Genomic DNA, 25,655 nt, shown 5'->3' with positions numbered 1-25,655 from the left:
TCGTCAGATGTCTTCGTCGAAGAATGGCTCCGGCACGCCTGCAACCGGTGCCCGCATGGCAAACAGGCTGCCGGATGTGGGGAATTGGGCCATTTCCTCCGGAGGTCTGCGGCTCCCCGCTGTCGTCACGAACAGAGTGCGCCTGTCCGGGCCGCCGAAGGCAGGCATCGTGGGGCACTTCACCGGCACAGGATATTCGGCCATCAACTCGCCCGTCGGCGAGAAGCGTCGGACCAAGGCTGCGCCGAAGATCGCCACCCAATAGCAGCCTTCCGCATCTATCGTGCTTCCGTCCGGCCGCGCCGCCGGGTTGTCGGGTATTTCGATCAACACACGTCCGCCTGAAATCGCACCCGCCGATTTGTCGAAATCATGCGCCGTAACCTTCGAAACGGGAGAGTCTACATGGTAAAGCGTCCTGCCGTCCGGCGAGAACGCAAGGCCATTGGAGGTCATGAGCCCCTCCATCAGCGGCGCAAGTCCATTGCTGTCATAGCGGTATAGCTTTGCCGCTTGCTGCCTGCTCTCATCCACCGTGCCCGCATAGAACCGTCCGTCCGGACCGACGCGACCATCGTTGAAGCGGCTCGTTTCGGTGCCTTCCGGGTTATCCGCAAGCTTCAGGATCGGCTTGCCCCGAGAGTCGAGCCGCCAGATGCCGGATCGCAGGCCGGCAATGAACCCACCGCCACGGACAAGGCCGATACAGCCGATCTCTTCGGACTGCATGAAGCGCTGGAGTTCGCCGGTCGCGGGGTCGAAGCGATTGATCGACGGGCCGCGGATGTCGACGAAGTAGAGCACCTGTTCGGTCTCGCTCCAGACCGGGCTTTCACCGAGTTGCGACCGGCAGTCGCACACCAGGCTGAACGTCCCCTCATCGAGTGTCGCTTTTTCCATGGGAGACGGCCTCACTTCGCGTTTTTGTTGCGCAGCCACTCCTCGTATTCGGGCCGTGCGTCGTCATGTAGCGGGTAGTAACGCTTGAGCTCGCCGCCGGCGAGCAGCTTCTCCTTGGAGAATTCCTCCCATTCGTGGTGGGTCGATGCGCGTCTGATCAGCTCTTCCGCATGCGAAACGGGTACGACGACCGCACCGTCGTCATCGGCGATAATGATGTCGCCCGGCATGACGAACACGCCGCCGCAGGAGATCGGCACGTTGACGCCCCAGGGCATGAGATCCGTCTGGGTGTGGAAGTTCGGCGTCAGCCCGCGGATCCACATACCGAGATCGAGGTGCTTGGCGTTCGGATAGTCTCGCAGGCACCCGTCGATCACTACGCCGGCACCGCCCTTACCCTGGAAATAGGTGAGCATCATCTCCCCGAAGATGCCGCTCTTCATGTCGCCGCGCGCATCCACCACCACAACGTCACCCGGCTGGGTGTGGTATAGGACGTGCCTGTGCAACTGCTTTTCCGGCTGGGCGTACTCGTCCGCGTCCTGAAGGTCCTCGCGCTTGGGTACGAACTGCAGGGTGAGCGCCGGCCCACACATCACTTGCCCTTCCCGGCGGGAGATCGGGCCGCAGATATGCGTATTGCGAATGCCCATCTTGCTCAGCTGGCTGGAGGACGTGGCGGCGCCGATTTCCTTGATCGCCTCGACCCATTCGCGCGGCGGCCGTTTGATGTCCTGTGTCTGAATCATGGATGTTTTCCTGTGTTTCGTCTTCGCCGGTCCGGCGGAGAGGCTGAAAAATGTTCATGCGGTTGAAAATCTTGAAGCCGCGGCATCCCCCGCCGGCGCTCCAGCGGTCGGAACGGCAGGCGCGGCTTGGCGTCGCCATCGAACTATTTCAATGTCATCCCTCCTCCGGACTGGCCCCACCAGTCGCATCCGTTCATATTTAAACTGATATTATTCATTTAAGAATGAATGTTGACAAAGACGGTGTCAATGAGGGAATGGTGTCGGTGATGAAAAAATCGGGTATTGCTCCAAATAGGAATTTATTTCATTCGTAGCTGAATGACGGTGAAGGATATTTGATGAGCGACGAAAACAGCCAAGACGACAAGGACAAGAACGGCGTCCCGGTGCTCGAGCGGATGATGGAGATCCTGTCCTCGCTGGAGCTGCAGCCTGCCGGCGAAACCATTCGCGGTCTTTCCGAGCAACTTTCTGTGCCGCGTAGCACGGTCTATCGTATTCTGAACACGCTGCACGCCCACAACGTGGTCCAGCGCCGGCTCGATGGGACTTATGTCCTGGGGCCACGCCTGCTCAGCCTCGCCTCCAAGGTCCGCTCCGAAGCGACGTTCGATCTCTTGGCCGTAGCGCAGCCCGCCATGAAGAAGCTGGCCGACTTGACCGGCGAGGCCAACAAGCTCTCCGTACTCGACAACCAGGCGGTGGTCGTGGTCGCAGCCTTTGCCGGACAGGGCCAATACGCCCTCAATCCGGCAGTCGGACAGGCCTTTCCTCTTCATGCCGGCGCAGCCAGCAAGCTGCTGCTCGCCCATATGACCCCCGAGGCGATAGCCAAGTTCCTCGCAACGCCGCTCCAGAAGTACACGCCCCGCACCATAACGGACCCGGCCAAGCTTTCGACGGAACTCAACCGCATCCGCAAGCAGGGATGGGCAAGCGACCGCGGCGAACACGGCGGCAGCGTCTGGGCGATCGCGGCGCCCATCACGGCACCATCGGGAAGGGTGATTGCGGCATTGAGCATCCCCTACCTGGCTGCCGACAAGGAAAACGACGAGCGCGACAGGCTGCGCGACCTGGTGGTCGAGTCGGCCGCCGAAATTTCCAGCGGTATTCCGGATATCTGAGCATGCCACCGGCCGGTGGCAGGGGGAGGACGAATTTGAAGATCATCGATGTCAAATGCGCGCTTTTCGGGCGCCACCCGGTCGTGCGGCTTGTCACTGACGAGGGTCTGTCCGGCTATGGGCAAATCGAGTTCTGGAAACCCTACGCCAGGGAACACGTCCTGCTCCTGCGCGATATGATCCTCGGCATGGATCCGACCAACGTGGAGCGCGTCATGCTGCGCATACGCCACCGCGGCGCGTTCAAGCCATGGGGCAGCGCCATCAGCGCCATCGAGATGGCCTGCTGGGATCTCGCCGGCAAGGCCGCGGGCATCCCTGTCTACAAACTGCTCGGCGGCAAGGTGCGTGACAGGGTTCGGGTCTATAACGGTGGGGTCCGCTTTCCGATGGCCGGCTGGGGACCGGAGGATTATGCCGCCGACTGCAGGAAGATGATGGCTTCGCCCGAAGGCTTCACCATCATCAAGCAGCCGATCGCATTCCACAGCCCCATGGCTCGCCAGGTACCGGATTTTCACTACGGCGAGGTCACGACAAAGCCGATGCCTGGACTAAGGGATACTGGCTATCTCACGGAGAAGGGCTTTAATCATGTCGTCGCCTGCGTCGAGGCGATGAAGGAGGTTACCGGTGACAAGGTAGGGCTCGCTCTCGATTGCGGCCCAGGCTGGACGCTGCCGGATGCGAAGAAATTCGCAAAGGCCGTGGAGCCGCTCAATCTAATGTGGATCGAGGATATCCTCACCGGCGACCAGTCGCCCTACGTCGGCGCGCCGGCCTACCGCGATCTCACCACAAGCACGTCGACGCCGATCCATACTGGCGAGCAGATCTATCTGCGCCAGAACTTTCGCGAACTCATCGAAACCCGTGCCGTCAATATTCTCGGGCCCGATCCATGCGATGTCGGCGGCATCGCCGAACTGAAGCGCGTCGCGGAATATGCCGAGATCCATGGGCTGCTGTTCGCGCCGCATGGAACGGCCAACGGTCTGCTTGGACTTGCCGCGCTCGTGCAGGTGTCCGCCACCCTCCCCCAGAACTACATCGCCTTCGAAATACCGATGGGCGAACCGGACTGGTGGTACGAAATCGTTGAAGGCCTGCCGAACCCCATCGTCAGGGACGGATTTGTGGACGTCTGGGACAGGCCGGGAATGGGCGTCGACTTTATCGTCGACAAGGCTGTTGTCTATCTCGCGGACGAGGACCGCAACTTCTTCGAATAGAGCGCCGTGCGTTCGACATAAACGCAAGAAAGTGGCTCTAGCGCTTTGATTCTAAGCATCTTATCGGCTTTCATCGACCCGATTTGAACGCGGGATGCCGTACTGCATGTCCCCTTTGACCGTAGCCGATCAAGGGACAAAAACATGCAGAAAATCAAAGTGCTACAGACCTTTGCGTGTCTGACAAGACGGGCGGCGCTGTAGCGCTCGGGGCTTATGCACAACTCCGCATTTACGTGGTGTCGGTTGGCGCCGCGGCAATCCTCCCTTTGCCCGCGAGGACGAGAACGGTCTCGGGTTTTACCGCAGCCTTTTGCGCCGTCACTTTCTCGCCCGATACCGCTTGACAGATCATAAATCGCAACTCATTCTTATTAGAACAGCAAAAGTTCATATTTGAACGATACGGGGTGCAAAGGAGGAATGCATGCCCATCCGAGTTGGGATGACGCTATCGGGCGAACGGCTGAACCGCGACAACGCCAAGTTTGCGCAGCAGCTCGGCATAGAGGACGTCGTCGTTCATCTCGGCCGTTACAGTCGCGTCGAAGACCCGGCTCCCTATCTTGCCGGTGGCCGACCGGGACCAATCCTCGGCGATTGCAGCGCTGAGACGCTCTGGAGCTACGACTACATGAAGAGCGTCGCCGACATGCTCGGCGAGTACGGCCTGAAAATTGCTGCGATGGAGAATTTCGCGCCGAATTTCTGGTCCGACATCCTGCTGGATGGACCGAACAAGGTGCGGCAGATGGATGGACTGAAAAGGCTCATCGAGGATGCCGCCCGCGCCGGGATCAAGATCATCGGCTATAACTTCTCGATTGCCGGTGTCTGGGGCTGGCGGCGCCTGCCAGTCGGCCGCGGTGGTGCCGTGACGTCCGTCTTCGATACGTCGAGCTTCGACGCGCAGGCGCCGATCCCGGACGGCATGGTGTGGAACATGCGCTATCGCCAGGCCGTCGCGGGTGCGCCACCGCTGACGGTTTCCGACGCGGAACTTTGGCAGCGGCTCGAATGGTTCTTGAAGGAACTGGTGCCGGTGGCCGAAGCGGCGGGCGTGCGGCTGGCCGCCCATCCCGACGATCCGCCGGTGGAGACGCTGCGTGGCACCGCGCGCCTCGTCAACCAGCCATCGAAATACGACCGGCTGGCTTCGATTGTCGACAGTTCCGCGAATGCACTGGAATTTTGCATCGGTTCCCTTCAGGAGATGACGACGGGCAACGTCTACGAGGCGACGCGCCGCTTCGCCCGTGCGAAAAAGATCGCCTATGTCCATTTCCGCAACGTGCGCGGCAAGGTTCCCCATTACGAGGAGACCTTCATCGACAACGGCGACGTCGATATGGCCGAGATCATCCGTATCCTGCGGGACGAGGACTTCGACGGCATCATGGTTCCTGACCACGTGCCGGATGTTCACAGCAACGCGCCCTGGCACGCCGGCATGGCCTACACCATCGGCTACATGCGCGCGCTCGTCGCCCAGGCGCATCTGCTCGGCGCGTCGAAGACGCCGGTTTCCATCTCGGACGCGATGACCAGGGAGGCGGTTTGAGCGTCCGTTTCTGACGAATCTAGGGAGGAGAATAACCATGAAACGCATGAGGACGACACTGGCAGCCGGCTTTGCCCTGCTGCTTTCGCAGGCAAGCCTGGCATGCGCAGCAGACCTCGTCTGGTGGACGATGAACTGGAACGAGCAGAAGGCGAAGGATTACGCCGCCGAATTCATGAAGGAGAACCCCGACGTGAAGATCCGCGTCGAGGCGAACGTCGCAGGCGGTCTTCAGAGCCGCATCCTCGTCGCGCTGCAATCCGGCAGCACGCCGGACCTGATCGACGTTCAGAACGGCGCCAACGTTCCGCTCGCCCAGACCGGTAAGCTCGAGCCTCTGCGCGACAAGTTGACGGCGGCCGGCGTTCAGTTCGACAACATTCTCCCCGCAAGCCTCGATACGGCAACCTATGAAGGCCAGCTCTACGGCCTGCCTTTCCAAGCGGAAGCCCATGCACTGATCTACAACAAGGGCGCATTCAAGGAAGCAGGCCTCGACCCGGAAACGCCGCCGCAGACCTGGACGGAGTTCGTCGACTACGCCAAGAAGCTGACCCGTACGAACAGCAAGGGCCAACAGGTCTTCGGTTATGGGGTTTCGGGCGGTGGCGCGGACCAACCCGGCAATGCGTTGTTCCGTTCGCTGCCGTTCATGTGGATGAACGGTGGCGGCATACTCAGCCCGGACAACAAGGATGTCATCGTCAATTCGCCGGCCTCGGTGGAGGGCGTGAGGCTGTATGTCGATCTCTTCACGACCTACAAGGTATCGCCGCCATCGACCCTGGAAAACGACTCCAACGGCCTCCGCCGCCTCTTCCAGGTCGGCAACGTAGCGATGATCCCGGGTGCGACCTCCGACATCGAGCGCATCCGCGCGGCGGCACCAGACATCGAGATCGGTGTCGGTCTGCTCCCCCATCCAGAAGGAAAACAGACCGCCGCCATACTCGGCGGCTGGAACTTCATCATTCCAAAGGATGCGCCGAACAAGGAAGCCGCCATCAAGCTCGCCGCCTTCATGTCGAAGCCCGAGCGCCAGGCCCTCTATACGACGACGTTCCCGGCCGCCATGTCAGGCCTCGACGACAAACGGTTCGCCGACCCGATTATGAAAGCGCATAAGGAGATGCTGAAACAGGCCCGCCCGCAACCGACCATCCCCCAATGGGGACAGATCGGCCAGATCTACTACAACCACCTCCAGGAAGCGCTGCTGCAGAGCAGCACGGTCCAGGAGGCCATGGATTCCGCCGCAAGCGAGATCGAGACGCTGTTGTCGCAGTGAAGCCTGCCAACGGTCCACATGAACTGAGGTGGAGCGCCCTGGCCGATCTGGTGGGGGCGCGCAACATCCGGAATCTCCATGACAATCCGAAATATCAGCCCCGGCGTCTGGTTCATCCTGCCAACCATGCTGCTTCTTGCAGCGCTAATCGTCTATCCGATGCTGTCGACCGCCGAGCTCAGCGTAACGGACGCGAACGGCGCTTTCGCGGGCATGCGGAATTTTAACGTCGCGATCAGCGCGCCATCGACGAGGCTGATCCTCTTCAACACCGCCTACTATGTGATCGGTTCGGTCGTATTCCAGCTTCTGCTGGGCATTCTAGCCGGCATCCTGCTCAATCAGCATTTTGCCGGCCGCTCACTCGTGCGCTCTCTCATGCTGATTCCCTGGGTCGTGCCCGGCATCGTTGCAGCCATGACCTGGGCTTGGATGTTCCATACCGACTACGGCATCATCAACTATATAATGACCCAGGTCGGCGTCATCTCCGAGCCGATCGGCTGGCTGACCAATCCCAACACCGTCATGCCTGCGCTCATCGCGGTGAACGCCTGGAAGATGTTCCCTTTTGTGGCGGTCATGGTACTCGCCGGCCTGCAATCCGTGCCGGAGGAACTTTATGAGGCGGTCCGTGTCGACGGCGCGAATTTCTGGCACGAGATCTGGCATATCATGCTGCCGCAACTGCGGCCGGTGCTCGTCTCGATCACACTGCTCCTGACGATATGGGCGCTGGATGGCATCACGATCATTTACTCCATTACCGGTGGCGGCCCCGCCAACCGCTCGATGATCTTCCCGATCCAGATCTACGTTCAGGCCTTCGAGTATTTCGAATTCAACCGGGCGGCCGCACTTTCGGTGCTCTATTTCCTGTTCATCTCGGTGATCATCGTACTCTACATGCGCGTCTTCGCGGCGCAGGAAAAGGACTGAGCCATGCGCGACAGACGCCGCACACTTCTTATCTCGCTGCCGGTGGCGATGCTGGTTATCGTCGCGGTCTTCCCGTTCCTCTGGATGGCAGTCTCGGCGTTCAAGCCGCTATCGCAGCTTTATACGATCCCGCCGCAATGGCTGCCCGACCCACCGACGTTCGAGAACTTCAAGAACGTTGTCTTCCAGTCGAATATCCCGCGGTATTTTATCAACAGCCTGATCATCTCGATCGGCTCTACCTTCCTGGCGCTCGTCTTCGCGATCTTCGCCGCCTATGGGTTCGCGCGCTTCGATTTCCGCGGCCGGTCGGCGGCGCTAGCTTTCGTGCTGATCGGCCAGCTCCTGCCGACGGCGACCGTTATCGTGCCGCTTTATATCGTCCTGAACTACCTCGGGCTCATCAATACCTATATCGGCCTGATCCTCGTCTATCTCATTCTTACACTGCCGTTGAGCGTCTGGATGCTTACGGGTTATTTCCGGGGGATTCCGAAGGAGCTGGAGGACGCGGCCATCATTGACGGCGCGTCCCAGCTCGGTGTTCTGTTCCGCATCTCGCTGCCGCTCGTCACGCCGGGCATTATCGCGGTGACGCTCTACTCCTTTGTCGCCACCTGGAACGAGTTCGTCTTCGCCCTCTCCTTCGCCACGGAAAAGGAAATGAAGACGCTGCCGATCGGACTGGCGGAGTTCTCGACCGAATTCGATACGGACTGGGGGGCGGTCATGGCCGCATCGTTCGTGATGACGCTGCCGATAGCGCTCATCTTCCTGGTGATGCAACGCATGTTCGTCGGGGGTCTCATGTCCGGCGCCACCAAGGGCTGACGGATAGCAAAGAATTGGAGGATTGATTTTGGCTCAGGTTGCATTGAACGGACTGGTGAAAAGGTACGGCGCCTATCAGGCTCTGCACGAGGTCGATATGACCGTTGAGGACGGCGAGTTCGTCGTGCTGGTTGGCCCCTCAGGCTGCGGAAAATCGACACTGCTCAGGATGATCGCCGGACTGGAGGAGATTTCGGACGGTACGATCAGCATCGGCGGCCGCGTCGTCAATACGGTCCGTCCCAAGGAACGCGACATCGCCATGGTCTTCCAGTCATATGCGCTCTATCCGCATATGACGGTCCGCAAGAACATGAGTTTCGCCCTGAAACTTGCCGGCACGGCCCAACCGGAAATCGACAAGGCAGTGGAGCGGGCGGCCTCGATTCTCGGTCTCGAGCCTTTGCTCGACAGAAAGCCGAAGCAGCTTTCTGGCGGCCAGCGCCAACGGGTCGCCATGGGGCGCGCAATCGTCCGGAACCCTCGGGTCTTTCTGTTCGACGAACCGCTGTCCAACCTAGATGCCAAGCTCAGGGTGCAGATGCGTGCGGAGATCAAGGAACTGCACCAGCGGCTCGGCGCCACCACCGTCTATGTCACTCATGACCAGATCGAAGCCATGACCATGGCGGACAAGATCGTCGTCATGCGTGACGGCCATATCGAACAGGTCGGCCACCCGCTAGACCTTTACGACCGTCCGGCAAATCGCTTCGTGGCCGGCTTTATTGGTTCGCCAGCCATGAATTTCATCGACGGGCGAATAGGTGATTCCGGTACGACCTGCTTTGTCGCATCCGATGGCACGACAATTCCGATTTCCGGCCGGTCAGGCCCATCGAAGGGCGTCGAAACTGTTCTGGCGATCCGTCCGGAGGATTTGACCATCGTACCGGAAAACCATAGTGGGGCCTTTCCCGCTCTTGTGTCGGTCGTGGAGTCCACGGGGCCGGAAACCATCGTAATCATGGCAAGTTGCGGCACGCGTCTCTCCGTCGTCGTGAAGGAACGCTCCCGCCTGAAGATTGGCGAGAAAATCTGGCTGCACGCTGAGCCGAAGAAAATACATTTCTTCGAATCCACGGCAGATGGCCGTAGGATGAATATTTGATACCAAATTAATGTTCGGTAAGGGCGGATGCTTTCCACCATGGCCGGCTCACGCTGCGGGCCAGGCGGGCTCACCCAAAGGCGCGCCGCCACTGGACCCCGCCTCCTTGCCATTAATGGCTGAGACATGCCATTAACGTCTGACCCGCAAAGCGGCCGCAAAGGAGGCGTTGCAGCGCACGCAGACATTGCAAGGTGGGCAGCAGGGAGCATGCGCCGGTTGTCTCTCCGTTAGGTCGGCCCACACACGTCAGGAGAACTCATGTTTGACCACGTCAAATTCGGCGTCAGCGACTATGAAGCCAGCAAGGCGTTCTTCCTCAAGGCACTCGAACCGCTCGGCGTAGCTGTTGTCTCGGAGGGGCCGCCGACGTACGGTGTCGAGCTTAGCTCTGACGGTAAGGTTTCATTGTGCCTATACCAAACCGAGGAGAAGCCTGCGCATCTTCACGTGGCGTTCACGGCCGAGACTCGCCAGCACGTCGAAGCTTTCTATCGCGCGGCTCTGGAGGCGGGTGGCAAAGACAATGGTGCGCCTGGTCTGCGCCCGCACTACCACGCGAACTACTATGCAGCTTTCGTCATTGGTCCCGACGGGCACAACATCGAAGCGGTTTGCCACGAACCTGAGGCCTAACCCTTCCATCGAGGACCTCTGCTTCCAGCGGGAAAAGCCAGCTCATGTCGCTGCGGCCTGGCGACATAGTCTCCACCGGCACGCCTCCGCGGATCGGCATGGACATGAAGCCGCCCCCGCCAGCTGGTGCCCGGCGACGTTGTTGAACTCGGCACACAGAAGCAGACCTTCAGGGCCGACGTCTGATCGAGATGAGATTTGACGGAAGGGGTGGCGCGTCGCCGCCCCAGCCCCTATCCCATTGCTATTGGCTTTTGCGCAAACTTATAATACAGGTTTCCAAAAGTCATAGGATAGAGAATGAGCGAGACGTTACCGACTACTCCGTCTTCCGGCGACCTCGTCGCGGGCGCGGTCTCGCAGATATCCGCCTTCATCCGCGAAAGTCAGCTGAGGCCGGGGGACCGCCTGCCCTCCGAGGCGGCCCTGACGGAGAGCCTCAACGTTTCCCGCACCGTGGTTCGCGAGGCTCTGCGTTCGCTCGCCGCGATGCGACTGATCGATCTCGGCGCCGGCAAGCGGCCCACTGTCGCCGAACTCGACGACAGTTCCATCGCCATGACCTTCCGGCACGGCCTGTTCACCGACCAGATCGATACCCGCCAGATCTATGACGCGCGCCGCACAATCGAGGGACGGACAGCCGCGCTCGCTGCCCTGCTGCGCACCGATAAGGAGGCGGACGAGATCCTCGGACTTGCTCGCGCCATGCAGAACCGCCTCGACCAACCGGCCGTCGTCATGGAAAACGACCTCGCATTTCATCTGGTGATCGCGCGCGCCTCGAAGAACCCCGTCTTCGCCCTCATGATCGGCGCCTTTCAGGGCGTGATCGTCGAGAGCTGGCCGATCGGCTGGAAGGCCCGCGCGACCGACGACGAACGCGAAGCCATGAACCGGCTGCACCTCGACCTCGCCGAGGCGATCGCCGCCGGCGATCCTGAGGCGGCCTCGACCCTCATGGACCGGCATTTCGACCAGAGCCTCAGGGCTCTCGCCCGTGCCGGCCTGACCTGAACCAACAAAGTGGAGTTCACATGAAAATCACAGGTCTCGAAACCGTGCGCGTCGCCGAGCGCGCCAATCTCCTCTGGCTGCTCATGCACACCGACGAAGGCATAACCGGCCTCGGGGAAACCTTCTTTGGCGCGGAGACCGTCGAAGCCTACGTCCACGAATACATCGCGCCCCGCGTGATCGGCCGTGATCCGCTGGAGATCGACCGCCTCGCGGCCGACCTCGTCGGCTATATCGGTTTCCGCTCCTCCGGCGCCGAAGTACGCGGCAACTCCGCCTTCGACATCGCGCTCTGGGACATTTTCGGAAAGGTAACCGGGCAGCCGATCGCCCAGCTTCTCGGCGGCTTCACGCGCCGCGAGATCCGCACCTACAACACCTGCGCCGGCACCGAATACATCAAGAAGGCGACCGGTCAGACGACCTCCAACTACGGTCTTTCGACCGGCAAGGACTATGACGACCTGAACGGTTTTCTGCACCGCGCGGACGAACTGGCGTTGTCGCTGCTCGAAGATGGCATCACAGCCATGAAGATCTGGCCGTTCGACGCGGCCGCCGAAAAGACGCGCGGCCAGTACATCTCGGTCCCCGACCTCAAGCAGGCGCTCGTTCCGTTCGAAAAGATCCGCGCGGCCGTTGGCGACAAGATGGACATCATGGTCGAATTCCACTCCATGTGGCAGTTGCTGCCGGCCATGCAGATCGCCAAGGCGCTCGCTCCCTTCAACACCTTCTGGCATGAAGATCCGATCAAGATGGATAGCCTTTCGAGCCTGAAGCGCTATGCCGAGGTCTCCCCGGCCCCGATCTCGGCGTCCGAAACGCTCGCCACCCGGTGGGGTTTCCGCGACTACCTCGAGACCGGCGCGGCCGGCATCGTCATGCTCGACATATCGTGGTGCGGCGGGCTCTCGGAAGCCCGCAAGATCGCGTCGATGGCCGAAGCCTGGCACCTGCCCGTCGCTCCGCATGACTGCACCGGCCCGGTGGTGCTCTGCGCCTCGACCCATCTGTCGCTCAATGCACCCAATGCGCTGGTCCAGGAAAGCGTGCGCGCCTTCTACAACACCTGGTATCGCGATCTGGTCACCGCACTGCCGGAGGTGAAGAACGGAATGATCACGGTTCCCCCGGGTCCGGGGCTTGGCATGGAGCTTCATCCCGAGATCGAGAAGACGTTCACGGTCAGCCGCCGCATGTCCGACGCCTCGAGCATCTGACGACGGCAAGCCAGTGGAGCGTCGGCGGCAGCTCTTGCTCGCCGCCTTCGCCAGCGCTCCGCTGCTCGGAAGATGCTGTTCAGGCTGAACGACGCGATAGGTATGCCAAAGCCGGCGCCGGCCTCTTCGGGAGATACAACATAAGAAAGAAGCCCGCAGCGGTCTCCGCTGCGGGCTTCTCTATTTGGCGCGGTGCCGAAGACCGCCGCTACAGCGCCGCGCGTCTTATCAGACGCGCCAAGGACGCTGTAGCACTTTGAATTGCCGCATGTTTCAAATCTTAAATCGGCTACGATTTAAGGAGCCATGCAGTAGGGAGACTACTTGCGGATCTCGGTGAGTTCGGCAAGGACTGCGTCCACCACATCAGCACCGATCTCGTCCATGTGCTTCTGGTAGACAACCATCGACTTCTCGCGGATGCGGGCCTGTTCTTCCGGAGACAGGACGTTCACTTCGAGGCCGGCAGCCTTGATCTTCTCCAGCGACTTCTTGTTCAGGTCGGCGATGACCTGACGCTCGACGTCGCGGCCGACGACCGCGCATTCACGAAGGGCCGCCTGCTCTTCCGGGGTGTAGGTGTCGAAGATGGCCTTCGAGAACAGGAAGAGGAACGGCGTGTAGGCGTGGTTGGTCTCGGTGATGTACTTCTGCACTTCGAAGAACTTCGAGGTGTCGATCGTCACATAGGGGTTTTCCTGGGCGTCGATCGTTTTGGTTTCGAGAGCCGAGAACACTTCGCCGAAGGCCATCGGCGTGGCGTTCGCACCAAGGTTCTGGAAGGTGTCGAGGAAGATGTTGTTCTGCATGACGCGAACCTTCAGACCCTCGAAGTCTTCCCACTTGGTGACCGGACGAACGGAGTTCGACAGGTTACGGAAGCCGTTTTCCCAATAAGCAAGGTTGACGAGGCCGACGGCTGCCAGCTTCTCGTCCATCATCTTGCCGAACTTGCCGTCGAGAACCTTGTAGGCTTCCTCGGCATTGGCGAAGAGGAACGGCAGGTCGAAGACGCCGAGGGCCGGCTCGATGCCGACGAGCGGCGACGACGAGGTCACGACAGCTTCCTGAACGCCCGAACGGAGCGCCTGGGTTGCCTGCAGGTCGCCGCCGAGCGCGCCGCCCCAGAAAGCGGTCAGCTTGAGCTTGCCGCCGGACTTTTCGTCCAGGCACTTCTGCATGGCTTCGATGCCGTTGCCGACCGGATGATCGGCGTTGATGCCGTTGGAAACACGGATGTTGCGGTCATTGAATTCCGCGAATGCCGGAGCCGAAGCCGTGCAGGCGAAAGCGATGGCAGTCGTGGCGAGTAGAAGTTTTCTCATATTTTCCTCCCAATGGATTGCTGAGTGAGAAGGTTGGACGTTCCGGCTGTCAATGCAGCCAGCGCGCCGGTACGATGACCAGGTCCGGGAACAGGACCAGGAGAAAGAGTACAATCGCCTGCGCCGCGAGGAACGGCCACACACCCACCGTGACCTTTCCGAGCGGGATACGGCCGACGCCGCTGACGACATTGAGAACGACGCCGACCGGCGGGGTCAGAAGACCAATGCAGTTGTTCATGATGAACAAGACGCCGAAGTAGACCGGGTCGATGCCCGCCTGCTTGATGATCGGCATGAGTACCGGCGTCAGGATTAGGATTGTCGGCGTCAGGTCCAGAGCGGTGCCGACGATCAGCACCAGGATCATGATTACGAACATTAGCAGGATCGGACGGTCGATCAGCGGTTCGATCAAGCCGGTGATCTCGCCCGGAATGTTCGCGGCGGTGATCAACCAGGCGGAAACCAGCGCGGCGCACACCAGGAACATGATCACGGACGTCGTCTTCGCTGCCTGCAGGATCACGCGCGGAAGCTCTTTCCACGTCAGCTCACGGTAGATGAACAGGCCGACGAAGAGCGCGTAGGCCGCGGCGATCACGGCCGCTTCCGTGGGGGTGACCATGCCCGCCTTGATGCCGCCGAGAATGATGACCGGCATGCCGAGCGCCCAGAGTGCCCGGCCGGTCACATGGAGGCGTTCCTTCATCGAAGCGCGCGGAAGCGCCTCGACCTTGTCCTTGCGCACCACGATCAGCCAGGTGGCGATCAACGCAAAGCCCATCATGAGGCCGGGAACGATGCCCGCCATGAAGAGTTGCGTGATCGAAACGTTGGCGGCGACGCCGAAGACGATGAAAGCCATGGACGGCGGAATGACCGGGGCAATGATGCCGCCGGCGGCGATGAGGCCGGCGGAACGCGGGACATTGTAGCCCGCCTTGGCCATCATCGGAATGAGGATGGCGGCGAGCGCGGCGGTGTCCGCGGCCGCGGAGCCGGAAATGCTGGCCATGATCAGCGCGGCGACGATCGCCACGATGCCGAGACCGCCACGAATGTGGCCAACGCAGGCGATGGCGAAATCGATGATGCGGCGCGACAGGCCACCGGCGTTCATCAGTTCGCCCGCCAGAATGAAGAAGGGAATCGCGAGCAGGGTGAAGGTGTCAGCCCCGGCGATCATGTTCTGGGCGATGATCTGGGTGTTGAACATCCCCATGTACCACATGAGCACGACGCCGCAGAACATTAGCGAAAATGCAACCGGCACCCCGATCGCCATGGCTCCGAGCAGGGAACCAACAAAAACGAAAAGGGTCATCAGCTACGCTCCGCCATCTGTTCGAGAGTGAGGTTTTCGCCAGCGAAAGCCTCAATTTCTTCCTGGGTCACGCGACCGGTGAGGAGACGAACAAGACGTTCAAGCGCTATGATCACGCAGCCGGCGCCGCTAAAGAAGCCGATGCCGTAGACGAAGCCCATCGACAGGCCGGTCACAGGCGCCTTCATGCTCCAGTTGATCGGCAACTGCTTCCAGGTGCCCCAGAAGAAGATCGCCGAACAGCCGATGATCACCAGGTTGCTCAGGATCATGCAGACGATGCGGCCCTTGCGGCCGAGAACCGCGACCAGCGTTTCAACGCCCAGGTGCCCGTGTTCGCGGAACGTCACGACGGCGCCTATGAAGGTTACCCAGACGAAGAAATAACGCGCCAGCTCGTCCGACACCGTAAGGCCGGAATTCATCGCGTAACGCATGACGACGTTCACGAAAACCATGATCGCCATTCCTGACATGAGGACGATCAGCAGGATTTCGAGAACCCTGTAGAATAGATCAATTGCCTTTTGCACTCGTTCCTCTCCCGGTTGCTTTACAAGAGGCCGCGCTTGGCAAGATTTCGAATGAGGGCGCCGACCCCGAAGGTCCATTCCGGGCAGGCATCGCAGCGATCAACCCAGTTCACCAGACGCCCAAGCTTCGGCGTCGATATTTCCACCCGATCGCCCAGTTCGTGCGTGAAGCCCTGTCCGGCGCCACGGCGATCCTTGACCGGCGCGAACATCGTGCCGAGGAAGAGCACCGCTCCGTCCGGATACTGGTGATTGCGATTGCGCAGTTGCGACACCAGGTTTTCCGGGCTGCGGCTGATCGCTTCCATCGGGCTTTCGCCGGCCATCTCGAAACCGTCCTCGCCCTTGACCAGCAGCGAGACGCGAACCTTGCGCAGGTCGTCGATGGTGAAGCTCTCGTCGAACAGGCGAATGAACGGGCCGATCGCGCAGGACGCATTGTTGTCCTTCGCCTTGCCGAGCAGCAGGGCAGAACGGCCTTCGACATCACGAAGGTTCACGTCGTTGCCGAGCGTCGCGCCGAGGATCGTGCCGTCAGAACGGACTGCGAGCACGACTTCGGGCTCGGGATTATTCCACTGCGAGATCGGATGAATTCCGACCGTGTCGCCACAGCCGACTGACGACATGGGCTGCGACTTCGTAAAGATTTCGGCGTCGGGGCCGATTCCGACTTCGAGATACTGCGACCAGAGGTTCATGTCCTGCAGCAGCGCCTTGACCTTCGCCGCCTGCTCCGAACCGGCGACGAGACCGCGCAAGCTGTCGCCGAGCACCGGCGCCAGCCGTTCGCGGATTTCGAGTGCCCGGGAGGAATCGCCCTTGGCCTGCTCCTCGATCACGCGCTCGAGCATGCTGTCGGCGAAGGTGACGCCGGCCGCCTTGATCGACTGAAGGTCGATCGGCGCCAGAAGCTCGCCCGCCTTGCCGGAGAGGAAATCATCAAGAGAGCCTAGATCGGCAAGACCGGTCGCGGATTTCAGCCTGCCGACCAGCCCATCCTGCTCGAACAGGAAGGAAACGGTGGCGGCGATCGTTGTCAGGTCAAGCAAGCGCCCCTCGCGCAGCAGCACCGGGCAAGGGCCATCGACGGCCTTCGACCACACACGCCCGACCAGAACGGCCTGCGCTGCGTCTTCCGGCAAGATTGCGGCCGCGGATAGTGAATGCCTGGAAACCAAGTCCATCCTCCCTTTTCGAATGTCTCCCAGGCAGCGACCTCCCGCTGCCTTGCCTTATTGTCTGGATGTCTGACAACATCGCTCAATCGTTTTAATCGGACTCCGTCGCACTGTCCAGCGTCCAAATGACGGCTTGTTCAGAAAGCCACCACGATTGAGATTCTCACCACCGAAGACTCTCGACCGTTCGGGGCTCGATATTGATAAAATGCGTCCTTAATAGGCCTCAAGCGTCAGGTCGAGTCGCCTCGCCGCCCCCAGTATATGCATCCTCATTGCCTCCCTCGCCCGCTTCGGATCCCGGCTGGCAATGGCATCGCGCACGACGATATGCTCCTCGATCGTCACCTCGACGATCTCCTCAAGAACTGCGACCGCCCGCGCTGCGTCGATCGCCAGACTGATCCGCTCCGCGATGAAGCCAAGGAAGACCGAGAAGTACTCGTTTCCAGTGGCGGCCGCGACCGCGCGATGAAACGCAAGGTCGGCGACGATGCCTTCCGCCGTCCACTTTTCCGCGCCGCTCATACTGGTTAGCGCATCGTCGATACGCGCGAGATCGTCGGCCGTATGGTGCAGCGCGGCCAGGCCCGCAGCCTCGATCTCCAGCGGCACCCGCAACTGAAAAAGGTCGCGGAAACTTTGGCGGTTGGCCAGATCATCCTGCTCGATGCGGATCGGCCGTGCGTGGGGCTCGGTGACGAAGGCGCCGACACCCTGGCGCGTCTCGACCAGTCCTTCGTTGCGCAACTGGGCAATCGCCTCGCGCACCACGGACCGGCTCACGCCCAGTGCCTTGGCCAGAAAGTGTTCGGTCGGCAGCTTTTCGCCGGGGCGCATCCGGCCTTCGGTGATGTCGCGCGCAATCTGAGCCGCAATGCGTGCCGGCAGATGCTCGCTTCGCCTGATATGTCCGAATTCCATCGTCTTTACGCCCGCCTCCTCCGCGTCACGTGGGGTTTGTCTCTCAATCCCTCGCGAAACTCAATTGGCAACCGGGATTCATCCGAAGATCCGGATCGATCGCCGTCTTCGCCGCGGTCAGCAGCTTGCGCCGAACCTCGGACAGACGCGTGTCGAAGTCGGACTTCTTCAAGCGACCGATGCCGTGCTCGGCGCTGATCGAGCCGTGATAGCGGTCGAGCACTTCGTTGATGATCTTCTTGGCCTTGTAGATCCGCGTATCGATCTCACTGCGCGGCAGGTCACCCGGCGGCAGCACATTCAGGTGCACGTTGCCGTCGCCGACGTGGCCGTAGGAGACGCAGACGCATTCCGGAAGCGCGTCGTAGACGGCCTTCTCAGCATCACGCACGAAATCGGCGAGCCGCGAAAGCGGAACAGAGACATCGGTGCGCAAGTGCGGACCGCGCTTCGCCTGCCCCTCGTTCATGCCCTCGCGGAAAAGCCACAGATTGCGCGCCTGCGCCTTCGACGTGGCGACCACGCCGTCGACCACGAGACCGTCGCCCATGACACCTTCGAGGAAACGTTCCATCAGATCCGACACGTCGACCAGCCCCGAGCCCGAGATTTCGAGCAGCGCATAGGCGGTGTGGTCCCCCGACATCGGCATGGCAAGGTCCGGCATCGCCTCGCGCGCAAGTGTGAATGCGAGCGGCGGCATGAACTCGAAGGCCGACAGAAGGTCGCAGCAGTCGCGACGGGCGCGGCGGTAGAGCGCGATCACGTCGTCGAGCGCATTCAATCCCAGGAGCGCGGTGGCCGCCTGATCCGGCATCGGCGTAAGTTTCACCGCGACTGCCGTGATGATCCCGAGCGTACCTTCAGCGCCGATGAACAACTGCTTCAGATCAATGCCGCGATTGTCCTTGCGCAGCGTCGACAACCCGTCGAACACCGAACCGTCGGGCAGGACGACTTCCAGCCCCAGCACCAGTTCGCGCGTCATGCCGTAGCGCAAGACATTGATGCCGCCGGCATTAGTGGAGACATTGCCGCCGATTCGGCAGGACCCCTGCGCACCGAGCGCCAGCGGGAAGAACATTCCAGCTTGCTCGACCTTGTCCTTGAATTCGGACAGAATGGCGCCCGCCTCGACGACAGCGGAAAAATCGTCGACGTCAAGCCGGCGGATGGCATTCATGCGCTCGAGGCTGAGCACGACCTGGGTTTCCGGCGCATCCGGCGTAGCTCCCAGCACGAGGCCAGTGTTGCCGCCCTGCGGCACGATCGCGACGCCGAGTTCGGCGCAGACGCGCACCGCCTTCGAGACGTCGTCGGTGGAGCGCGGACGAAGGACCGCGATCGCTCCGGTGGTCACATCGCCGTGCCAGTCGCGACAATAGCGCGCTATCTCTTCCCCGAGGAGAACCAGGTCCGCCCCGAGGGCTTCCACGAATCTCTCCTGATATGACTGGATGCTCACGCTCACGTGTCCCTCCCGGCCGCGGCGCTCCAGGGACCCAGCCGAAACTGTGACGACCTGTGCGGGATGCCAACTATTCTGTTTTCAAACGCATCATATAAGGTTATCCGACAACCTTACAATGTCTTTTTTTCGGCTGAATGGTTCGCATCTTTGTCGGAGGGTGGGAACGAAAGCATGGAGGAGGTAATCACATGCACATTCTGATCATCGGCGCCGCCGGCATGGTGGGTCGCAAGCTCGCGGCACGGCTTGCAAAGGACGGAAACCTCGACGGCCGCGCCATCGACATGATGACGCTGGTCGACGTCGTCACCCCGGAAGCCCCAGCGGCTTTCACCGGCAAGGCCGTCCTCGAAACCGTCGACCTTTCGTCTGTCGGCGAAGCCGAGCGCCTCGTCGCCAGACGACCGGACGTGATCTTCCACCTCGCCGCCATCGTGTCGGGCGAAGCCGAACTCGACTTCGACAAGGGCTACCGAATCAACCTCGACGGGACCCGTTACCTGTTCGACGCGATCCGCATCGCCCACGGCCAGGACGGCTACAAGCCGCGCGTCGTCTTCACCTCGTCGATCGCCGTCTTCGGCGCTCCCCTGCCCTATCCGATCCCGGACGAGTTCCACACCACGCCGCTGACCAGCTACGGCACCCAGAAGGCGATCTGCGAACTCTTGCTGTCGGACTATTCGCGTCGCGGTTTCTTCGACGGCATCGGGATCCGCCTTCCGACTATCTGCATCCGTCCGGGTAAGCCGAACAAGGCTGCCTCCGGCTTCTTCTCCAACATCCTGCGCGAGCCGCTGGTCGGTCAGGAAGCCGTACTTCCGGTGTCCGAGGATGTCCGCCACTGGCACGCCTCGCCGCGCTCGGCCGTCGGTTTCCTGATCCACGGCGCGACCATCGACGTCGAAAAGGTCGGCCCGCGCCGCAACCTTTCCATGCCGGGCCTCAGCGCCACCGTTGGCGAACAGATCGAGGCTCTGCGCCGCGTCGCCGGCGAGAAGGCCGTGTCGCTCATCCGCCGCGAGCCCGACGAGATGATCATGCGCATGTGCGCCGGCTGGGCGCCCGGCTTCGAAGCCAAACGCGCGATCGAACTCGGCTTCACCGCTGAAAAATCCTTCGACGAGATCATCAAGGTCCACATAGAGGACGAACTGGGAGGCAAGTTCTGATGACCGCGGACAGAGGGACTGCATCCCGCCGCATTGCCTTTCTCGGCACCGGGCTTATGGGCGCGCCGATGGCGCGTCGCCTGCTGAAGGCAGGTTTTCCCGTCACGGTCTGGAACCGTGACGCCTCCAAGGCCGAAGCCCTGGCGGCCGACGGTGCGAGCCTCGCGGCCACGGCCGCCGACGCTGCACGTGATGCCGACATCGTCTTCACCATGCTGAGTGACGGAAACGCGGTCGGCCAGGTTCTGTTCGAAACCGGCGTCGCGGAAGTCCTGAAGGCCGGCGCGATCGTCGTCGATTCCTCGTCGATCGCCCCGCCGGTCGCCCGCGATCACGCCGCCCACCTCGCTGAGCTCGACGTCGCCCACGTCGATGCGCCGGTTTCCGGCGGCGTCGTCGGGGCCGAAGCCGGGACGCTTGCCATCATGGCCGGCGGCCAGGCCGAGGTTATCGCCGGCCTTACGGACGTCTTTGCCGCGCTAGGCCGCGTCACGCATGTCGGTCCTGCCGGCGCCGGCCAGATCTGCAAGCTGGCCAACCAGCAGATTGTCGCCATCACGATCGGCGCGGTTGCCGAGGCGATGATCCTCGTGGAAGCCAGCGGCGCGGATCGCGGCAGGTTCCGCGACGCCATTCGCGGCGGCTTCGCCGAGAGCCGGATTCTTGACCTGCACGGCGCCCGCATGGTCAACCGCACCTTTGCTCCCGGCGGTCCCTCCCGGCTGCAATTGAAGGATCTGGATGCGGTTGCCGCCATGGCCGACCTCCTGGATCTGGAATTGCCGTTGACGGCCATGGTACGCAACGAATTCCGTGACTTCGTCGCCGATGGCGGCGGCGAAAAGGATCACAGCGCGCTTCTCTTGCATCTGGAGAAGGTCAACGGGAGCGAACGGAAGGAAGATCAATGACCGACGACAACAAGGCCACCCGACGGCTGCGCTCACAGGACTGGTTCGATAACCCCGAGCACCTGGACCTGACCGCGCTCTACCTGGAGCGCTTCATGAACTACGGCACCACGCCGGAAGAGCTGCGGTCCGGCAAACCGATTATCGGCATCGCGCAGTCGGGCAGCGACCTTAATCCCTGCAACCGCCACCACCTGGAACTGGCGAAGCGCCTGCGCGACGGCATCCGCGATGCGGGCGGCATTCCGATCGAATTCCCGACCCATCCGCTGTTCGAGAACTGCAAGAGGCCGACCGCCGCGCTCGACCGCAATCTCGCCTATCTCGGACTGGTCGAGATCCTCTACGGCTATCCGCTCGACGGCGTGATCCTGACCACCGGCTGCGACAAGACCACCCCGTCTGCACTGATGGCCGCCTCGACTGTCGACATTCCGGCAATTGTCTTCTCCGGCGGACCGATGCTCGACGGCTGGAACGACGGCGATCTCGTCGGCTCCGGCACCGTGATCTGGCGTTCGCGCCGCAAGTATGCCGCCGGCGAAATAACCCGCGAGCAGTTCCTCGAAGCGGCCCTCGATTCGGCTCCCTCGGTCGGCCATTGCAACACCATGGGCACGGCGTCCACGATGAATGCCATGGCCGAAGCGCTCGGCATGTCACTGACCGGCTGTGCGGCGATTCCGGCAGCCTACCGCGAGCGCGGCCAGATGGCCTATCGCACCGGCCGCCGCGCCGTCGAGCTCGTATTGGACGACGTCAAGCCGTCCGACATCCTGACGCGCGAGGCATTCCTGAACGCGATCAAGGTCAACTCCGCCATCGGCGGCTCGACCAATGCCCAGCCGCACCTGATGGCAATGGCCAAGCACGCGGGCGTGACGCTCAAGCCGGACGATTGGCAGGTTCATGGCTATGACATACCCCTCCTCGCCAATGTCCAGCCGGCGGGTGCCTATCTCGGCGAACGTTTCCACCGTGCCGGCGGTGTGCCCGCCATCATGTGGGAACTGCTCAGGGCCGGCAAGATCGACGGCGGCTGTCCGACGGTGACCGGCAAGACCATGGCAGAAAACCTCGAAGGCCGCGAATCCGACGACCGTGAAGTGATCAGGGCTTTTGGCGAGCCGCTGCGCGAACGCGCGGGCTTCCTCGTCCTCAAGGGTAATCTCTTCGACTTCGCAATCATGAAGATGAGCGTCGTTTCTGACAGCTTCCGCCAGCGCTACCTGCAGGAGCCGGGACGCGAGGGCGTGTTCGAGGGTCGCGCCATCGTCTTCGACGGGTCAGAGGACTACCACAAGCGGATCAATGACCCCTCCCTCGACATCGACGAGAACTGCATCCTGGTGATCCGCGGAGCCGGTCCCAAGGGCTGGCCGGGCTCGGCCGAAGTGGTCAACATGCAGCCGCCGGATCACCTGCTGAAACGCGGCATCATGAGCCTTCCGACGATCGGCGACGGCCGCCAGTCCGGCACGGCCGACAGCCCGTCGATCCTGAACGCCTCGCCCGAAAGCGCGGCCGGCGGCGGCCTCGCCTGGGTACGCACAGGCGACACCATCCGCATCGACTTCAACGAAGGCCTCTGCGACATGTTGGTGGACGGTGCCGAGATCGAGCGCCGCAAGGCCGAGGGTATTCCGAAGGTACCGGGTGACGCCACCCCCTGGCAGATGATCTACCGCCAGACCGTGACGGAGCTCGCCGACGGCGCGACGATCCGGGATGCGGAGGCTTTCCGCCAGATCTCCAAGACCCCGCCGCGGCACAACCACTGACGATCTCGCGATCGCACGGGGCACCCCCCCGTGCGATCGCCACTTCCAATCGACACCTTTTTTTGCTGTTTGTCTTGCCCGGTGGACACCCCATCTGCCAATGGCGCCTCAAGCATGAACAGCGCCGGGCGAGGATACGGGTAATTCCTAAAAGCGTAGCACGAGCCCGAGAACAGGTCCCTGCTGGACGACATCGAAGACGAATCCGTCATCGCTGTAATCCACTCCTAATGCACGGTAGCCGGCAACGGCGGATACGCTGTTGCTGAACCGATAGCCGACCGCTGCGGCTACGTCCCAATCGAGATCGGCGCCACCGGCACCGACGAGCCCCCATCCGGTGAGGTAGATTCGGGTGTGAGCGAATAGGTACCGCGAAAGCCGGCCAGACCGTCCACCCAGGTGGCATCGTCTTTTCTGGAGCGCCCATCGAGAATACCGCCGTGGAAGGAAAGCTCACTCTCAACGGACCACACGCGCAGGCCACCGACGATGTCAAACTGCGCTGCACCGCTCTCGAAGACAGAGTATCCTGCGCCGAGCAGCCCGGCGAAGGTCTCGGATGTGAGCTCGACGTCCGCGGCAAGAACGCCTGTTGGTGTTCCGTCCTGCCCTGAAATCTTCGTATAGATCACATCACCGAAGATGCTGTACGGACCGTTGCGGGCTTCGCCTGTCGCCATCGCACCGAACTCGAGATGGTCGAAGAGGTCGCTGAAGCTGGCATCGACATCCACCGCCGGCAGCCCGAACTGCGCTACGTCTCCTGACAATCCGGCCGCCCAGAAATAGGGAGCAAAGGAAAAGCTCCATCCGCTTTCGGTGGTCGTCTGCTGAACCTCCGGCGTCATCGGGGAATAGATGTCCGCGGCCCTGGCGCTTCCGGCAACGAGGCAAGTTCCAATTGCGGCGAGCGTACGAATGACGCAAATCTTCATGATATCTCCCAATAGCGGTCGCTGTCGCGACCGATCTCGCTTCGCGGCCCCGGTTCAGACCCGGTTGAGGACCGCCGGTTGGTCAAATGCACAATGGATGCCGTTTGCTGTCGGGCTATCGGCTACAGTCTCCAGACGTCGCACTGCTTCTTTTCCGGCACTCGCTAGCGGCCATGTTTGCTCCCATCGGCGGGGCCGACGAGTGCCTCGATATGGTGAGCGTAGTTCTGCCGGGTGTTTTGATCGACTATTGCAGCCGGCGCCGAAACCACCAGGCCCGCGGCGGTTCCAACGGTCTGCGCAGCCCCGGCTGTCGCGGCCACGATGTGATCGCCAAGGCCGAGCCTGCTGTCGGTCAAAGTCTGGCCGTCGGAGAGACGGTTACCAATCAGTTGGACGATCTCAGGCGATTCCGCGAACTTGGTGTGATGGAGACTGTCACCCTCCTTGATCTTGGTGAGATCGATGACGGAGATGTTGTTCGCCGCCAGTTCCTCTTTGTAGGGCGATTGCTCCGGATCGATCGCTCCCAACCGGGAGACATTGCCCCAGACGCGACGAGAAACTGCGAGCGCACGGTCGTCACGAGAGACGAAGAGCGTAAAGCGCGGTCGTCGCTTGCCCATGTCGGCAATCTGCGATCTGAAAACGTCGACGTCGACGTCAGGCGCTGCCAACATGACGTTCTTGAACTTGGCCGGAAGTCCGTCATTGCGGATGGCCATCTGGCGCAAGGATTCCAGCGCCAGCCAGTTGCCCATGGAATGGGCCAGAATCGAGACTTCCTTGACCTCGGAATCATGAGCCAGGTACTGGAACAAACGTTCTACCGCGTTTCGCGTATAGTTGGTGCTCTCGCGATCGTAGCCATAGGCAAGCAGACTCCCGCGTGACGGCCACGTCGCGAGCACCGGCACACTGTGCGCGCCCGAATCGTGCATGATCTGCGCGAAACGGAAGACTGCATCCTCGAAATGGTTGTTGAACCCGTGGATAAAGACGAGGACGCTGCCGTCCGGGCTCTTGCGCACATGACTGCTCAACCACTTCTCGGCGGCAATGCGCTCGATCTCCTCGGCCTTGACCGTCGCGAAATCCGTCGCGGCATTAGGCGGCAGCTTGCGTGGCCAGGCGACTTCGCCCGCCTTACGGACGGTGCCTGGCGGAATCGACACCGTGATGTCCGCGAAGGTCGGGCTGGGCGCGCGCTCGCCGCTGAACATCTCGCCCGGTGTTTCTGCCCGGCCTCGGGTCGTCGTGACCAGCATCTCAACTTGTGCGGCTGATGGAACGGCCGCTACCGGCTCCAGCACCCCAGTCGGTCGACCTGCGCATGCAGCGAGCAACGCCAGGCTCAAGCCCACGACACCCGGCAAGTGCAGCCATGCCCCCATAGAAGAGGCTCGGCAAGCGGTGAAGATCGTGCCTACGCGGGTGCGTTCGGCAGCGACTGTTTCCGAAGTCGATTCCAG

The 25,655-nt window shown here is 61.7% G+C and carries 22 protein-coding genes and 2 pseudogenes; 14 read left to right on the top strand and 10 right to left on the bottom strand.

Annotation, left to right across the window (positions count from 1 at the left end):
- Positions 1-3: 3 nt before the first annotated feature.
- Together FKV68_RS28670 and FKV68_RS28665 are read right to left on the bottom strand one after the other, a co-directional pair.
- On the bottom strand, positions 4-900 hold the full coding sequence (locus tag FKV68_RS28670; RefSeq protein ID WP_180943882.1) for an SMP-30/gluconolactonase/LRE family protein: 897 nt from the start codon (positions 898-900) through the stop codon (positions 4-6).
- Between the two features lie 11 nt (positions 901-911).
- Complete coding sequence (locus FKV68_RS28665; protein ID WP_180943881.1) at positions 912-1,652, bottom strand: ribonuclease activity regulator RraA; 741 nt, start codon at positions 1,650-1,652, stop codon at positions 912-914.
- Positions 1,653-1,993: 341 nt separating this feature from the next.
- Here FKV68_RS28665 and FKV68_RS28660 point away from each other — a divergent pair, with 341 nt between their 5' ends.
- From FKV68_RS28660 to FKV68_RS28610, 11 genes and pseudogenes are all read left to right on the top strand, one after another.
- Entirely contained in the window at positions 1,994-2,782 is a 789-nt protein-coding gene (locus tag FKV68_RS28660) for an IclR family transcriptional regulator (RefSeq protein WP_180943880.1), read from the top strand.
- Between the two features lie 35 nt (positions 2,783-2,817).
- Entirely contained in the window at positions 2,818-4,014 is a 1,197-nt protein-coding gene (locus tag FKV68_RS28655; RefSeq protein WP_180943879.1) for a mandelate racemase/muconate lactonizing enzyme family protein, read from the top strand.
- A gap of 427 nt (positions 4,015-4,441) precedes the next feature.
- Entirely contained in the window at positions 4,442-5,575 is a 1,134-nt protein-coding gene (locus FKV68_RS28650; protein WP_245181480.1) for a mannonate dehydratase, read from the top strand.
- A 37-nt stretch (positions 5,576-5,612) separates the two neighbouring features.
- On the top strand, positions 5,613-6,863 hold the full coding sequence (locus FKV68_RS28645; RefSeq protein WP_180943878.1) for an ABC transporter substrate-binding protein: 1,251 nt from the start codon (positions 5,613-5,615) through the stop codon (positions 6,861-6,863).
- A 78-nt stretch (positions 6,864-6,941) separates the two neighbouring features.
- Complete coding sequence (locus FKV68_RS28640) at positions 6,942-7,802, top strand: carbohydrate ABC transporter permease (protein ID WP_245181477.1); 861 nt, start codon at positions 6,942-6,944, stop codon at positions 7,800-7,802.
- Between the two features lie 3 nt (positions 7,803-7,805).
- Positions 7,806-8,633: a carbohydrate ABC transporter permease gene (locus FKV68_RS28635; protein WP_180943877.1), complete on the top strand. Its 828-nt coding sequence runs from the start codon at positions 7,806-7,808 to the stop codon at positions 8,631-8,633.
- A 28-nt stretch (positions 8,634-8,661) separates the two neighbouring features.
- Complete coding sequence (locus FKV68_RS28630) at positions 8,662-9,744, top strand: ABC transporter ATP-binding protein (RefSeq protein ID WP_180943876.1); 1,083 nt, start codon at positions 8,662-8,664, stop codon at positions 9,742-9,744.
- Positions 9,745-10,005: 261 nt separating this feature from the next.
- Positions 10,006-10,380 (top strand): VOC family protein, encoded by a 375-nt coding sequence (locus FKV68_RS28625; RefSeq protein ID WP_180943875.1) that lies wholly within the window; start codon positions 10,006-10,008, stop codon positions 10,378-10,380.
- A gap of 35 nt (positions 10,381-10,415) precedes the next feature.
- A pseudogene (locus FKV68_RS28620) lies at positions 10,416-10,566 on the top strand (fumarylacetoacetate hydrolase family protein); the annotation flags it as partial.
- 114 nt (positions 10,567-10,680) lie between these two features.
- Positions 10,681-11,397: a FadR/GntR family transcriptional regulator gene (locus tag FKV68_RS28615; protein ID WP_180943874.1), complete on the top strand. Its 717-nt coding sequence runs from the start codon at positions 10,681-10,683 to the stop codon at positions 11,395-11,397.
- 20 nt (positions 11,398-11,417) lie between these two features.
- A complete protein-coding gene (locus FKV68_RS28610; protein WP_180943873.1) occupies positions 11,418-12,620 on the top strand; it encodes a mandelate racemase/muconate lactonizing enzyme family protein in 1,203 nt (400 codons plus the stop codon).
- Positions 12,621-12,940: 320 nt separating this feature from the next.
- Here FKV68_RS28610 and FKV68_RS28605 read toward each other — a convergent pair whose 3' ends face one another.
- The 6 genes from FKV68_RS28605 to FKV68_RS28580 all read right to left on the bottom strand — a co-directional run bounded on the left by FKV68_RS28605 (position 12,941) and on the right by FKV68_RS28580 (position 19,381).
- Positions 12,941-13,945 (bottom strand): TRAP transporter substrate-binding protein, encoded by a 1,005-nt coding sequence (locus tag FKV68_RS28605; protein WP_180943872.1) that lies wholly within the window; start codon positions 13,943-13,945, stop codon positions 12,941-12,943.
- Positions 13,946-13,994: 49 nt separating this feature from the next.
- Positions 13,995-15,272 (bottom strand): TRAP transporter large permease, encoded by a 1,278-nt coding sequence (locus FKV68_RS28600; protein ID WP_180943871.1) that lies wholly within the window; start codon positions 15,270-15,272, stop codon positions 13,995-13,997.
- On the bottom strand, positions 15,272-15,805 hold the full coding sequence (locus FKV68_RS28595; protein ID WP_180943870.1) for a TRAP transporter small permease: 534 nt from the start codon (positions 15,803-15,805) through the stop codon (positions 15,272-15,274). Before FKV68_RS28595 ends, FKV68_RS28600 begins: the two co-directional genes overlap by 1 nt.
- A 20-nt stretch (positions 15,806-15,825) precedes the next feature.
- A complete protein-coding gene (locus FKV68_RS28590) occupies positions 15,826-16,986 on the bottom strand; it encodes a fumarylacetoacetate hydrolase family protein (RefSeq protein ID WP_245181476.1) in 1,161 nt (386 codons plus the stop codon).
- 216 nt (positions 16,987-17,202) lie between these two features.
- The gene (locus FKV68_RS28585) at positions 17,203-17,910 is read right to left on the bottom strand and encodes a FadR/GntR family transcriptional regulator (RefSeq protein WP_180943868.1); all 708 of its coding nucleotides are present in this window, start codon (positions 17,908-17,910) and stop codon (positions 17,203-17,205) included.
- A gap of 43 nt (positions 17,911-17,953) precedes the next feature.
- Complete coding sequence (locus FKV68_RS28580; protein ID WP_180943867.1) at positions 17,954-19,381, bottom strand: FAD-binding oxidoreductase; 1,428 nt, start codon at positions 19,379-19,381, stop codon at positions 17,954-17,956.
- Between the two features lie 188 nt (positions 19,382-19,569).
- On the opposite strand from FKV68_RS28580, the gene denD reads away from it, so the two are divergent.
- From denD to FKV68_RS28565, 3 genes are read left to right on the top strand one after another with little or no spacing between them, the layout of a single operon-like run.
- The gene (gene denD / locus FKV68_RS28575; RefSeq protein ID WP_180943866.1) at positions 19,570-20,553 is read left to right on the top strand and encodes a D-erythronate dehydrogenase; all 984 of its coding nucleotides are present in this window, start codon (positions 19,570-19,572) and stop codon (positions 20,551-20,553) included.
- Positions 20,553-21,464: an NAD(P)-dependent oxidoreductase gene (locus FKV68_RS28570; RefSeq protein WP_180943865.1), complete on the top strand. Its 912-nt coding sequence runs from the start codon at positions 20,553-20,555 to the stop codon at positions 21,462-21,464. Before denD ends, FKV68_RS28570 begins: the two co-directional genes overlap by 1 nt.
- A complete protein-coding gene (locus tag FKV68_RS28565) occupies positions 21,461-23,245 on the top strand; it encodes an IlvD/Edd family dehydratase (RefSeq protein WP_180943864.1) in 1,785 nt (594 codons plus the stop codon). Before FKV68_RS28570 ends, FKV68_RS28565 begins: the two co-directional genes overlap by 4 nt.
- A gap of 147 nt (positions 23,246-23,392) precedes the next feature.
- Here FKV68_RS28565 and FKV68_RS28560 read toward each other — a convergent pair.
- Together FKV68_RS28560 and FKV68_RS28555 are read right to left on the bottom strand one after the other, a co-directional pair.
- A pseudogene (locus FKV68_RS28560) lies at positions 23,393-24,183 on the bottom strand (hypothetical protein).
- A 164-nt stretch (positions 24,184-24,347) separates the two neighbouring features.
- Positions 24,348-25,577: an alpha/beta hydrolase gene (locus FKV68_RS28555; RefSeq protein ID WP_180943939.1), complete on the bottom strand. Its 1,230-nt coding sequence runs from the start codon at positions 25,575-25,577 to the stop codon at positions 24,348-24,350.
- Positions 25,578-25,655 lie beyond the last annotated feature (78 nt).

The sequence above is a fragment of the Sinorhizobium mexicanum genome (assembly GCF_013488225.1).
GTDB classification, from domain to species: domain Bacteria; phylum Pseudomonadota; class Alphaproteobacteria; order Rhizobiales; family Rhizobiaceae; genus Sinorhizobium; species Sinorhizobium mexicanum.
Note: the sequence above shows the minus strand (reverse complement) of the source record. Positions and strands in the feature narration are given on the sequence as shown.